The following is a 13,023-nucleotide window of genomic DNA, read 5'->3' as shown; positions in this document are numbered from 1 at the left end:
CGCACCCGAGCACACGGGAGCCGGCCTGCCCGTCAGGCCGGCACGGTCTCCCGCGCCACTCCGCCCGTCAGTTGGCGCAGCTTCTCCCGCGTCTCCGGGTCGGTCGAGTACACGATCGTGCCGACCATGCCCCGGGTCAACAGCACCTTGTAGGTGTTGCGGATGAGGCGGTCCACGTCGGCGTCCGGGGTGGCCTTCTTGAAGACCGGGTCCTTGGAGGCCGTGCGGTCCGTGATCCAGCGGTCGCCGCGCCAGAGCAGGTCGGGGCCGATGATGACGCCGGACCAGTCGTACTCGAAGCCCTGGGCGGTGTAGACGCAGCCGACCTGGCCGAAGCCCGCCGGGTCGGTGGCCCACAGGGCGGCCGGGGGCGCGCCGGAGACGGAGCGGTCGCCGCGCAGGTTCCAGGGGCGGGCCCAGTCGCCGATGACGACGTCGGGTGGCAGCGGCTCGCCGGGCCTGGGCTCCGGGGACCAGCGCCAGCAGTAGCCGGCGGACATGCGGGCGCCGTAGCCCTGGGCGCGGCGGGCCTCCAGGAACGCCTCCATCTCCTGCGGGCTGTCGGCGACCAGCAGCCGCATGCGGCCGTCGGGCTCCCAGACGACCGGCCCGCCGTCCTCCAAGCCGAGGAGCCGGACCACCCAGCGCAGGTAGGCGTCGCTGCCGCCGCAGCGGAACTGGCTGTCCAGGGGCACGACGTGGCAGGGGATGCCCCGCTTCGCCGCCGCCTCCTCGATGTCGGCCACGGTGCCCGTCTCGCCCGGGCGCACCACCTGGTGCTCGTCGAGGAAGAAGACGGGCACGTAGGCGACGTCGATGAGCTCGTCGATCTGCGCCCTGCCGGTCCGGTTCTCCGCGCGGGTGTAGCGGTTTGCCGAGGTCTCCCGGATGCGGTGGGCCTCGTCGCAGATCAGTGCGCCCAGGCTGTTCTTCTCGGCGGTCATGAAGCTGTTGAAGTACTTGAACAGGTCCTGTACTTCGCGCCTGCGGGCCCCGGCGACCTTCCGCATCGTCTTCGTGAACGACTGCGAGCCCGTGGCATGCAGTGCCGGGACCCCGCGCCGGTACAGCTCTCCGAGCAACTGGAGGGCGATCACGCTCTTGCCGGTGCCGGGGCCTCCCGTGACGATGACGACCTCCTTGCGGTCGGCGTGCTTCGCCTTCTCCACCGCGTTGAGCACCATGCGGTACGCGACCTGCTGCTCGTCGAGGAGGACGAACTGCGTGCGCTCCCGTACCTCTTCGGCGGCCACGGACATCAGCTGCTTCGAGGGGACCGTGGCGCCCGCGCGCAGTTCGTCCGCCGCCGGGGCTCCCGGGTGCTTGTCGCTCAGCCTCGTACGGAGGTGGTCGAGGAAGGCGCCGCGGCGTTCCCCGGTGAAGAGCAGCCCGTGGCCGTCGCGCTCGATCGCACGCAGGCCGGCCACTCCGAACTCGGTGGCGTTGTGCAGGAACGCCACCCCGTTGACCCGGTGCCCGTGGTCGGCCACCGCCCCGTTGAAGTTGACGAGGTACTCGCAGTAGCGGCGCACCTGCTCGACGGGGTTGAGGACCGGGTGGGCGTAGGCGTCGACGTGGCACAGGGTGGGGTCGTCCTCGTGGGGCAGCGCCTGGCTCCACTGCTTGAGCTCCACCACGACGTACGACGGCTCCCCCGTGGCCGGGTGCACTCCGGCCAGGACGACGTCCGCGCGCTTGCTGTTCAACGGGAGCGCGTACTCCAGCATGACCTCCACGTCGCCCAGGCCCGCGTCGTTGAGCGCGGCGGCCAGGAGGGGGATGCTGCGCTCCCAGGAGCGCACCTCCGAGGTGCTGGGCCGGTGGCCGTGCAGGTGGACGAACTGCTCGGTGAGGTGCAGGAACAGCGAAGTGTCGAACGCCATCGCGGCGACCGTTTTCGCAGACGCGCGGAACAGCAAGGACTTCCCCCAGGCAGCACGAAGAGACTCGTGCGGGTGGGAGCATGTCCTTCGGGCCCCACCGGGGTGGAGCGGAAGCTCGTCGGGCCGCGTTGATGACGCATCGAGGGTACCTGGCGGTACCGACAGCCATGCCGGCGTCCACCTGACCGAGCCGGGCGCCCGGCCGGTCCCGGGCTGGACGCACTCGCCGGAGCGCTCGCGGAACTGGTCGACACGGTGGGCGCGGTCTGACGGTGCGCGGGGTGCGGCCCGTGGGGCCCGTCGACCGCGACGGGCCGGGTCCCCGCGTGCCGGCACGACGGCCCGCCTGCCGGGTGCCCCGCGCCCGCCCGGCGGTCCGCCCCGCCTGGCGCCGGTGTCCGCCCGGCCCCGAAGCCCTCGCCGGGGCGCGGGGGCCGGGGCCGGGCGGGGCGTCGCGGCGGGGTTCAGCCGGTGTGGCCGGGCGGCTGGTGGGAGGTCTCGGGGGTTCCGCCCAGTGCCCGCCGGTACAGCTCCTTCAGCGCGTCGTCGATGGGGTGGCGTGGCGGGCCGTCCCCGGAGTCCGGCCGGCTCCACCTGATGAGGTTGATCGCGACGGACATCCGGCGTCCGCCGTCGGCCCGGGTCAGGGACATCGTCCCGGCTCCCCAGACCGTGCCGTCGTGGCCCCAGAAGGTGCCGCAGCCGGGGACGTCGACCTTGTGCAGGCCGAGGCCGTACTCGATCGTCGATCCGTCCAGGGCGCGCACCGGGAGCGTGCGCCGCATCTGCGCGAGCGACGCCTCGCCGACGATCCGGCCGGCGAGCAGCGCCCCGTAGAAGCGGTTGAGGTCCGCCATGGTCGAGGTCAGGGCGGCCCCGGTGCCCACCCAGGACATGTCGTAGACGCTGTAGTCGCGCGGGGGGTCGATGATGCCGTAGAGGGCCTCGTACATCCGCGGGTGGGGTCCCTCGACGTGCGGTCCGGCCGGGAAGCCGGTGTGCCGGAGTCCGGCGGGCTCGATGACGTCGCGGGTGATGCACCGCTCGGCCGTGGTGCCCGTCACCTCCTCCAGGAGCCGGCCCAGGAGGAGGTAGTTGACGTTGGAGTACACGCCCGTCGGGCTTCCGGGCTCGCCGGCCGGAGGAAGTTCGAGGCCCATCCGGATGAGGTCGGCGGCGCGGAACCGGCGGAACCGGTTGTCGTCCAGGCTCTCCGGCCGGGGCGGGTTCTCCAGCAGGGAGGGGAACGCGTGGCGGATGTGGTCGGGGATGCCGCTGGTGTGGTTGAGCAGCATCCGTACCGTGATCCTCCTGCCCCGCTCCCCCGGCACCAGGTCCGGGAGGTAGGTGCCGATCGGCGTGTCGAGGCCGATCCGGCCCTGCTCGACCTGTCGCATGACGGCGGCGGCGGTGAAGGTCTTCGTGATGCTCCCGACGCGGTGCCGCATGTCGGGTGTGACGGGACGGCCGGTGGTGACGTCGGCGACCCCGAAGGCGCCGCGCCACGTCCGGTCGCCGTCGCGCACTTCGGCGAACACCCCCGGTACGCCCGCGCGGTGGACGCCGTCCGCGGCGGCGTCCAGCCCCGCGGGGTCGATACCGGCCGGCGGGGGCGTGCCGTCGGACAGTGCGGGGTTCGTGCCGTCGGGTGGCGCGGGGTTCGTGCCGTCGGGTGGCGCCGTCGCGCCCGTGCGGGTGCCGGGCGGGGCGGTTTCCGCGTACGGGGCCGGTCGGTTCTTCACGAGGCGGGTCCTTTCAGGATCGGATGGGTGGTCGGTGTCAGGGAGGTCTTCCAGAAGTCGGCGTAGCGGCCCCCGCGGCGCAGCAGCTCGTCGTGGCCGCCGTCCTCCACGACCCGGCCGCCGTCCAGGAGGACGACGCGGTCGGCGTGCCGGACGGTCCGCGACCGGTGCGCGACCATCACCACCGTCCGGCCCGCCATCAGCCGCTCGACGCCCTCGTGGACGGCGGCCTCGTTCACCGGGTCCAGCGCGGAGGTCACCTCGTCGAGCAGCACGACGGGCGCGTCCTTCAGCAGCGCCCGCGCGATCGAGACGCGTTGGCGTTCGCCGCCCGACAGCAGCGCGCCGCCCTCGCCGACGTGCGCGGCCCAGCCGCCGGGCAGCCGTTCGATCACCTCGTCCAGGCGCGCCGCGGCCGCCGCCGCCCGCACCTCGGCCTCGGAGGCTCCGGGGCGGCCGAGGCGCACGTTCTCCTCGATCGTCCCGTCGAAGAGGCGGACGTCCTGGAAGACGACGGCGATCCGGGCCATCAGTCCCTCGGTGTCGATGTCGCGCACGTCCACGCCGCCCATGCGCACCGCGCCCGCGTCCACGTCGTGGAACCGCGCGAGCAGGTGCAGGAGGGTGCTCTTGCCCGCCCCGGACGGTCCGACGACGGCGAGCCGCTGCCCCTCCGGCACGGACAGCGAGAGGTCCCGGACCACCGTGCGGTCGCCGCGCCGGAAGACGACGGAGTCGAACGCGAGGTCGTGGCGCACCGGCCGGACCGGCCGGGCGGGTTCCGGCAGCGGTTCGGTGCCCAGGACGGCGTCGAGGCGCGCCAGGACGTGCCGTGCGCCGCGGAGCTTGCCGCCGATGTCGGTCAGCGACAGCAGGGGGTCCGCGCAGCGGGCGGCCAGCACCAGGATCGCCAGGGCCTCCGCCGCGCCGAGCTCCCCGGCGAGCGCGAGGTGGGCGCCCAGGGCCAGCAGCGCGGTGAACACGGCCTGCACCGTGAGCGTCAGGCCCACCACTCCGGGGAGCGCCGACAGGACGGAGCGGCGGGAGGCGCGCCGGAGGTCCCGCAGCGAGTCGTCCAGCGACCGGAAGCGTTCGGTGGTCCGGCCGCCGGCGCGCAGCACCGGCTGGGCCTGGAGGTACTCGATGACCCGCGCGGTGGCCTCGTGGTCGCGTTCGGCGCGCTCCGCGTCGCCGGCGGCCGTCGCGCGGCCCGCCCGGGCGTCGACCGCCGCCACGACCGGTACGGCGACCAGCGCGGCCAACCCCGCCTGCCAGCTGAAGCAGAGCATCACGGCGACGATCGTCAGGGGCGTCACGCAGGCGGAGACGAACGGCGCCAGGAGGTGGGCGACGGCGCTCATCGCCTGCAGGACGCCGCGCCCGGCCAGGACGGACAGCTCGCCGAGGCGGTTCGTGTCGTACCAGCCGACGGGCAGCCGGGCCAGGTGGTCGCCGAGGCGGTGGTACATGCCGTGCAGGAGGGCGGCCCCGACGCGGAACCCGGACAGGTCACCGAGGTAGCGCAGCACCGCGCAGGCCGCGACGGCGGCCCCGAAGGCGGCCAGCCAGGGCCAGGCGTCCTCGGGGGCGGGCCCGAGCAGGGCCCGCAGGAGCGGCACCAGCAGGGCGTAGGACAGTCCTTCGGCCACGGCGGCCGCCGTCATCAGGGTCACGGTGCGCCGCAGCGGGCTGGCGTGCTCGTGCCCCAGTACGCGCAGGAGTACGCGGATCATCGGGGGTCCTCTCCTCGCGGGGCGCCGGACCGGGCCTCGGCGACCGCGGCGTCGGCGGCGGGTTCGGCGTCTCCGGTGGCTCCGGTGCCCCAGGCGTCCCCGGTGTGCCGGGCGACCCCGGTGACCGCGGAGTGGTGGGCCTGCCAGAGCGCGGAGAACCTGCCGCCGCGCGCCAGCAGTTCGGCGGGGCGGCCGCGTTCGACGATCGCGCCGTCCTCGAGCACCACGACGGTGTCGGCCTCGGCGATCGTCTCCAGGCGGTGGGCGATGACCAGGACGGTCCGGTCGCCCCCGGTCGCCGTCAGCGCCCGGCGCACGGCGTGTTCGGTCCGGGGGTCGGCGAAGGCGGTCGCCTCGTCGAGCACCAGCACGGGCGTGTCGGCGAGCAGGGCGCGGGCGAGCGAGATCCGCTGCGCCTCGCCGCCCGACAGCCCGGTCTCCTCGCCGATGACCGTGTCGTACCCGCGGGGCAGTTCCAGGACGCGGTCGTGGATGTGGGCGAGCCGGGCGGCGCGCACCACGTCGTCGAGGCCGGCGTGCGGTACCGCCAGCGCGATGTTGTCCGCGACCGACGCGCGGAGCAGGCGTACGTCCTGGAAGACGAAGGAGACCGTCCGGTAGAGCTCGCGGCCGTCGAGGTCGCGCAGGTCGACGCCGCCCAGGGTGACCGAACCGTGCGTCGGGTCGAAGAACCGGGGCAGCAGCCGGACCAGGGTGGACTTCCCGCCGCCGGACGGCCCGACGACCGCGGTGACCGTCCCCGGTTCGAGCACCAGGTCGATCCCGCGCAGCACCTCGCGGCCGGGCTCGTACCCGAACCGGACGCCACGCAGCTCCACCCGGTGCCCCCGCGGCGCGGCGGGGCGCGCCGGTTCCGGCAGCGGCGGTACGGCGAGCACGTCCCGGACCCGCCCGACCGCGCGCCGGGCGGCCTGCATCTCGTCGAAGCCGTGGCCCAGGGCGGCCACCGGGGCGGTCAGGCCCGGTCCGAGCAGGAGGAAGGGCAGCAGGTCGGCCGGCGCCAGGTCGCCGCGGGTGAGCAGGACCGCGCCGCCGACCAGGACGACCAGCAGCACGAACGGCGGCGACAGCGCCAGCTGCATGCCCGCGGCGATCGCGGAGACGCCGTGGACCCACCGCCGGAAGGTGCCGACGAACTCGTCCGCGGCCTCGGTGAACGCCCGGTGGGCACGGCCGGAGCCGCCGAACACCTTGACCACCGAGATGCCCTGCACGAACTCGACGACGGAGTCCGAGATCCGCCCCATGGCCGTGTCGAACTCCTCCTGTTCGCGCAGCCGGGCCGGGGTCGTCAGCAGGGGGACCAGCGCCACGGCCAGCAGGACGGGCAGCAGCGTGACCAGCGTGAGCCGCCAGTCGACGGTGAGCAGGTAGACCAGCGACGTCAGCGGCACCACGAACGCGGCGACGAGCTCGCCGGGGGTGTGGGCGATGAACGGGTGCACGGCGCCGACGTCCTCGCCCACCACCTTGGCCAGTTCACCGGTCCGGCGGCGGGAGAGCCAGCCGATCGGGACGCGTCCGAGCCGCGCGGCCAGCTGCCGGCGCAGCGCCAGTTGCACCCGGCCGTCGAGCAGGTGCCCGACGGCCGAGGACGCGGCCGTGAACAGGAGGCGTACGAACAGGCCGGCGGCGCCCGCGGCCACGACGTTCCGGACGTGCGCGTGGTCGGTCGGGCCCGGCGCCAGCAGCGTGCGGCCCAGTTCGACGACGGCCAGCAGCGGTGCCAGGCCCGCGAGGGCACCGACGACCTGCAGGACGACCACGGCGGCGAGGCTCCGGCCGTACGGGCGTAACAGCCCCGCCACGGACGGTCCCGCCGGGGGGTCCGCGTCCCGTCGTGTCGTGGACCGCTCCGCCGCCCGGGCGAGCTCGGTGGTGCCCATCGCCCTCCCCGCCTTTCCCCCGTGCCGCCCCCGCGGCTGCCGCACCGACTTTCGGAACGTGTTCCGAAAGTAGCATCCGAGAGGGCCGTTGGGAACACGGGAGGGGGTGCCCACCCCGTTGCGCGGTGCGGGGCGGCGGGGCGGCATGATGGGGCGATGTCGCGACCGCCCGCACCGCACGGCCGTACCGGCCGGCCGCCCGTGACCTCCCGCGCGCAGATCCTGGCCGCGGCCCGCCGACTCATCGACCGGGACGGCTGGGAGAAGCTCACCATCCGCCGGCTGGCCGCCGAGCTCGGCATCGGGGCGACGACCCTCTACCACCACATCCGCGACAGGGAGGACCTGCTGGTCCTCCTCCTCAACCAGCACGTCGACCGGATCGAGCGCCCCGAGCTGCCCCGCGCACCGAGGGAGCGCATCGTCGCGGCCGCCCTCGCCATGCACGACGCCCTCGCCTCCTGGCCGTGGGCCGCGGAGGTCCTCACCGCCGACGGCTTCGTGGGCCTGCTCGACGAGTCGGCGCTGTGGATGGTCGAAGCCATCGTGGCCGGGGCCGACGACCACGGATGCACGCCCGAGCAGTCCGTCCACGTCTTCCGCAGCGTCTGGTACTACACCGTCGGCGAGGTCCTCGTCCGCGCCCGCTCGCCCCATCGGCGGGCCGACGACAGGCGCCCCGCCTTCCGCGGCTCCTTCGACGCCTCCCGGCTGCCCCATCTGGCCGCCATCGGCGACCGGTGGCCCGCGCTGGCCGGACGGGACACCTACCCCCAGGGGCTCCGCGCGCTCGTCGACGGGCTGCTCGCCCAGGCCTCGGGGGCGGCCGGGGGCGACGCGGACTGAGGGCGGGGCAAAGGGCCCCGGCCGCCCGCGCGCCGGCGCTTCCCCACCCGCCGGCGCCTCCCGTGGCGGCCGGTGGGCGATCCCCGGCGACCGCGTCCACCGCTTCACCGCCCGGCCCGTGCGCGCTCCGACTCGCACGCGCGGGGGTCCGGACGCCAGTGGGCCGCGACGGCACCACTCAGGGACCGAGTGGCACCACGTGACGCCAACCGGTGCCACTTGGCGCCATCAAGGCTTGCAATGGCGCCATGATGGTGCCACCATAGAGCCATGGACCTGACGCCCTACGTTGACCACCTCCGCCAGGAACTCGCCGTCGCCGCGAACGCGGGCGGCGAGGAGGCCCGCGCCCTGGCCGAGCGGCTGACCGCCCCCCTGGAGTCCGCCGCCCGGCTGACCCTGCTCAACGCGCTCTCCGCCGCATCGGACGAGATCACCCGGGAGCTGGCGCCGGGTTCGGTGGACGTACGGCTGCGGGGGCTCGACCCCGAGTTCGTGGTCACGGCGCCGCCCGCCCCGGAGGCGCCCGGCGAGGGCGCGCCCGAGATGGCACCACCGGCGCCATCGGTGGCACCAGTGGTGCCACCGGCCGGAGAGGGCGACGAAGGGGGCACCGCCCGCATCAACTTCCGGCTCCCGGCGCACCTCAAGGCCCGCGTCGAGGAGGCCGCCGGCCAGGAGGGCCTGTCGGTCAACGCCTGGCTCGTACGGGCGGTCTCCCTCGCCCTGGAACCGGGTGGGGCGGCCCGGCCCGCCGGCCGCTCCCCGCGGCACGGCCAGAGCTACCGGGGCTGGGTCCGCTAGCCGGCCCCGGCACCACGCCGCACAGCACCACGCGCCACCCGCGCCACCCGCGCGGGAACACACCAGAGCCAAGAGGACGGGACAGCCATGCCTTCTTACGACACGCCCCAGCCCATCACCGCGGTCCTCGACTTCGAGGCGGGCAACGTGCGGATCAGCGCGAGCGAGCGGACCGACACGGTCGTCGAGGTTCTGCCGAGCAACGGCACCGACGACGCCGACGTCCGGGCGGTGCAGCAGACGAACGTCACGTACGCCAACGGCACCCTGACGGTCAAGGGCCCCAGGAAACGCTCCCTCTTCGGCAAGCACGGGTCGATCGACGTGACCGTCGAACTGCCCGCCGGCTCGCACCTGCGCGGCACCTCCCCCCTGGGCGACTACACCGGCGAAGGACCGCTCGGCGAGTGCCGGATCAAGACCTCGCTCGGCGACATCCGGCTCGGCGGGACCGGCGCCGCGCACCTGCAGACCGGCCACGGCGACATCCGCGTCGACCGCGTGGCGGGCGACGCGGAGGTCCGCGGGGCGGGCCGGATCGACATCAAGACGATCACCGGCGCGGCGACCGTCAGGAACGGCAACGGCGAGACCGTCATCGGCGAGGTCACCGGCGACCTCAAGGCGAACGCCTCCAACGGCCACCTCACGGTCGGCGTCGCCCACGCCTCGGTCGAGGCGAGGTCCGCCCACGGCGCCATCCGCCTCGGGGAGGTCGCCCGGGGCGTGGTCCGGCTCCAGACCGGCGCCGGCGACATCGAGATCGGCATCCGCGAGGCCACCGCGGCCTGGCTGGACGTCAACTCCCGCGTCGGCACGGTCCGCAACACCCTCGGCGCCGCCGAGGGCCCCGGCACCTCCGACGAGACCGTCGAGATCCACGCCCGCACCGGCGTCGGCGACGTCGAGATCCACCGCGCCTGACCTCCCCGTACTACCGGAAAGCACCGCCCCATGCGTGACGCCGCACGAACCGCAGCACCCGAGCGAGGGCCCCCGTGGCACGCCGCGGGTGGCCTGCCGTGCGCGAAACGCCACCACCCAGCCAGAGGAGACGTGACCGCATGGTCGCCACACCCACCGCCACCCTCGCCCCGCCGGCGATCTCCGCCCGCGGGCTGCGCAAGTCGTACGGCGACAAGACCGTCCTGGACGGCATCGACCTGGACATCCCCCAGGGGTCGGTCTTCGCCCTGCTCGGCCCCAACGGCGCCGGCAAGACCACGACCGTGGAGATCCTCTCCACGCTCGTCTCCGCGGACGGCGGCACCGCGCGGATCGCCGGGCACGACCTGGCGCGCGAACCCGCCGGTGTGCGCTCCGCCATCGGGGTCACCGGCCAGTTCGCCGCCGTCGACGGCCTCCTCACCGCCGAGGAGAACCTGCTCCTCATGGCGGACCTGCGCCACCTGCCCCGCCGCGAGGGCCGGCGCCGGGCCGCGGCGCTGCTGGAGCGGTTCGAGCTGACGGAGGTCGCCGGGAAGCCGGTGACCGCCTTCTCCGGCGGGATGCGCCGCAAGCTCGACCTGGCGATGACGCTGGTCGGGGACCCCCGGATCATCTTCCTCGACGAGCCGACCACGGGGCTCGACCCGCGCAGCCGCCGCACCCTCTGGGGGATCATCCGCGGCCTGGTCGCCGACCAGGGGGTGACCGTCTTCCTCACCACGCAGTACCTGGAGGAGGCCGACCACCTCGCCGACCGCATCGCCGTCCTCGACCGCGGCGGGATCGTCGCCGAGGGGACGGCCGACGAGCTCAAGCGCCTCATCCCCGGCGGCCACATCCGCCTCCGGTTCCCCGACCCGGATCAACTGCGCGCCGCCGTACGGCACTTCGGCGCGGTCGCCGCCGACCCCGAGGAACTCACCCTGCGCGTCCCGGGCGACGGGAGCATCCCGACCCTGCGCGCCGTGCTCGACGTCCTGGACGGCGCGTCGATCCACGCCGAGTCCCTGACCGTGCACACCCCCGACCTCGACGACGTGTTCCTCACCCTGACCGGCCGGACCGGCTCCCCGAAGGAGACCTCCCGATGAGCACCCTCGCGTACACCGTCCGCGACTCGGTGACGATGCTGCGGCGCAACCTCAAGCGCGCCCTGCGCTACCCCGCCATGACCCTGTCGGTCGTCACCATGCCGGTGATGATGCTGCTCCTGTTCACCTACGCCTTCGGCGGCGCCCTCGGCGCCGGCATCGAAGCGGCGCCGAGCGGCGGCGGGGAGTACGTCGACTACGTCGCGCCCGGCATCATCCTGATGGCCGCGACCGCCGGGGCGGTGGCCACGGCGGTCGGTGTCTGCGTCGACATGACCGAGGGCATCGTCAACCGGTTCCGCACGATGTCGATCTCCCGCGCCGCGTTCCTGACCGGGCACGTCGTGGGCAGCGTCGTCCAGACCCTGGTCGCCATCGCCCTGGTGATCGTCGTCGCCCTCGCGATCGGCTTCCGCCCCGACGCCACGCCCGTCGAGTGGATCGCCGCGATCGGCCTGCTGACCCTGCTCGTCCTGGCCCTGACCTGGCTGTCGGCCGGCATCGGCCTGGTGGCCAGGACCCCCGAGTCGGCGAGCAACACGCCGCTGCCGCTGACCTTCCTGCCCTTCCTCGGCAGCGCCATCGTCCCGACCGACTCCATGCCGACCGGGCTGCGCTGGTTCGCCGAGTACCAGCCCTTCACGCCCGTCATCGAGACCCTGCGCGGCCTGCTCATGGGCACCGGCATCGGCACCAGCGGATACGTCGCGGTCGCCTGGTGCGTCGGCCTGACCCTCGTCGGCTGCCTCTGGGCGCGCTCCGCCTTCGACCGCACCGCCAAGCGGTGAGTCCCACCCCGCCCCACCCCCGGCACGGTCCCGTTCACCGCACGTCACTCTCCACGGAGGACCCCATGCAGCACGAACCGACGCACGCCGCCCCCGTCACGCTTCCCACCGGGCGCGCCGCCGGCTGCCCGTTCGATCCGCCCGCCGGCCTCGCGCAGCTGCGCGAGGAGCGGCCGCTGGCCCGCATGACGTACCCGGACGGGCACGTCGGCTGGCTGGCCACCGGCCACGCCGCGGTCCGCTTCGTCCTGGGCGACCCGCGCTTCAGCTCCCGCTACGAGCTGATGCACTACCCCTTCCCCGGCGGCCCCGAGGGCCCGCTGCCGCCCGCCCCGGTCGGGGACATGACCGGGATGGACGCCCCCGAGCACACCCGCCTCCGGCGCCTGCTCATGGGCAGGTTCACCGTACGGCGGATGCGTCAACTGACCGACTGGGTAAGGGAGATCACCGCCGAGCACCTGGACGCGCTGGAGCGCCGGGGCCCGGGCACCGACCTGGTCGAGGCGTACGCCCGGCCCATCCCCGCGCTGGTGATCTGCGAGCTGCTCGGGGTGCCGTACGCCGACCGCGGGCGCTTCCAGGACCACGCCCACACGCTCATGTCCATGGAGGCGGCGCCGGAGGACCGGCACGCGGCCATGAACGGGCTCCTGGAGTACATGGCGGAACTGGTCGCCGCCAAGCGCGCCGCGCCCTGCGACGACCTGCTCGGCGACCTCGCCCGGGAGTCCGACCTCACCGACGAGGAACTGGTCGGCCTCGGGGGCTTCCTCCTCGCCGCCGGCCTCGACACCACCGCCAACATGATCGCCCACGGCACCTTCGCCCTGCTGAGCAACCCGGCCCAGGCCGAGGCCCTGCGCGACGACCCGGAACTCGCGCCGCAGGCCGTCGAGGAGCTGATGCGGTACCTGACCGTCGCCCACACCAGCGTGCGGACCGCCCTGGAGGACGTCGAGGTCGGCGGACAGGTGGTCAGGGCCGGTGAGAGCGTCACCGTCTCCCTCGAAGCCGCCAACCGGGACCCGGAGCGGTTCCCCGACCCGGACGTCCTCGACCTGCACCGCCGGGCCACCGGGCACCTCGGCTTCGGGCACGGCATCCACCAGTGCCTCGGCCAGCAGCTCGCCCGCGTCGAACTCGCCGTCGCCCTGCCCGCGCTGCTCACCCGGTTCCCCGCGCTGCGCCTGGACACACCGGCCGACGAGGTCCCGCTGCGCACCGGCATGAACATCTACGGCGTCCACCGGCTGCCCGTCACGTGGGACGAGGACTGAT

At 74.4% G+C, this 13,023-nt stretch carries 10 protein-coding genes; 6 read left to right on the top strand and 4 right to left on the bottom strand.

Annotated elements, in window-relative coordinates; translation table 11 throughout:
* Positions 1-32: 32 nt before the first annotated feature.
* The 4 genes from IE106_RS08400 to IE106_RS08385 all read right to left on the bottom strand — a co-directional run bounded on the left by IE106_RS08400 (position 33) and on the right by IE106_RS08385 (position 7,265).
* Positions 33-1,919 carry a DUF2075 domain-containing protein gene (locus IE106_RS08400; RefSeq protein WP_189531530.1) on the bottom strand — a complete coding sequence of 629 codons (1,887 nt, stop codon included), beginning with the start codon at positions 1,917-1,919 and terminating at the stop codon, positions 33-35.
* Positions 1,920-2,347: 428 nt separating this feature from the next.
* Positions 2,348-3,481, bottom strand: coding sequence for a serine hydrolase domain-containing protein (locus IE106_RS08395; RefSeq protein WP_229840238.1), 1,134 nt, complete (start codon positions 3,479-3,481; stop codon positions 2,348-2,350).
* A 140-nt stretch (positions 3,482-3,621) separates the two neighbouring features.
* Positions 3,622-5,358, bottom strand: a complete 1,737-nt coding sequence (locus IE106_RS08390; protein ID WP_189531528.1) for an ABC transporter ATP-binding protein — start codon at positions 5,356-5,358, stop codon at positions 3,622-3,624.
* Positions 5,355-7,265 carry an ABC transporter ATP-binding protein gene (locus IE106_RS08385; RefSeq protein ID WP_189531527.1) on the bottom strand — a complete coding sequence of 637 codons (1,911 nt, stop codon included), beginning with the start codon at positions 7,263-7,265 and terminating at the stop codon, positions 5,355-5,357. The genes IE106_RS08390 and IE106_RS08385 overlap by 4 nt, the downstream gene beginning before the upstream one ends.
* A gap of 156 nt (positions 7,266-7,421) precedes the next feature.
* On the opposite strand from IE106_RS08385, the gene IE106_RS08380 reads away from it, so the two are divergent.
* The 6 genes from IE106_RS08380 (at position 7,422) to IE106_RS08355 (ending at position 13,022) form a co-directional block, all read left to right on the top strand.
* On the top strand, positions 7,422-8,111 hold the full coding sequence (locus IE106_RS08380; RefSeq protein ID WP_189531526.1) for a TetR/AcrR family transcriptional regulator: 690 nt from the start codon (positions 7,422-7,424) through the stop codon (positions 8,109-8,111).
* A gap of 270 nt (positions 8,112-8,381) precedes the next feature.
* Complete coding sequence (locus IE106_RS08375) at positions 8,382-8,915, top strand: hypothetical protein (RefSeq protein WP_189531525.1); 534 nt, start codon at positions 8,382-8,384, stop codon at positions 8,913-8,915.
* An 87-nt stretch (positions 8,916-9,002) separates the two neighbouring features.
* Positions 9,003-9,839: a DUF4097 family beta strand repeat-containing protein gene (locus IE106_RS08370; RefSeq protein ID WP_189531524.1), complete on the top strand. Its 837-nt coding sequence runs from the start codon at positions 9,003-9,005 to the stop codon at positions 9,837-9,839.
* A gap of 140 nt (positions 9,840-9,979) precedes the next feature.
* A complete protein-coding gene (locus tag IE106_RS08365; RefSeq protein ID WP_189531523.1) occupies positions 9,980-10,954 on the top strand; it encodes an ATP-binding cassette domain-containing protein in 975 nt (324 codons plus the stop codon).
* A complete protein-coding gene (locus tag IE106_RS08360; protein WP_189531522.1) occupies positions 10,951-11,742 on the top strand; it encodes an ABC transporter permease in 792 nt (263 codons plus the stop codon). The genes IE106_RS08365 and IE106_RS08360 overlap by 4 nt, the downstream gene beginning before the upstream one ends.
* 65 nt (positions 11,743-11,807) lie before the next feature.
* The gene (locus IE106_RS08355; protein WP_189531521.1) at positions 11,808-13,022 is read left to right on the top strand and encodes a cytochrome P450; all 1,215 of its coding nucleotides are present in this window, start codon (positions 11,808-11,810) and stop codon (positions 13,020-13,022) included.
* Position 13,023: the final 1 nt, after the last annotated feature.

It is taken from the genome of Streptomyces roseolilacinus (assembly GCF_014649335.1).
Classification (GTDB): Bacteria; Actinomycetota; Actinomycetes; order Streptomycetales; family Streptomycetaceae; genus Streptomyces; species Streptomyces roseolilacinus.
This window is presented reverse-complemented; position numbering and strand designations above follow the sequence as displayed.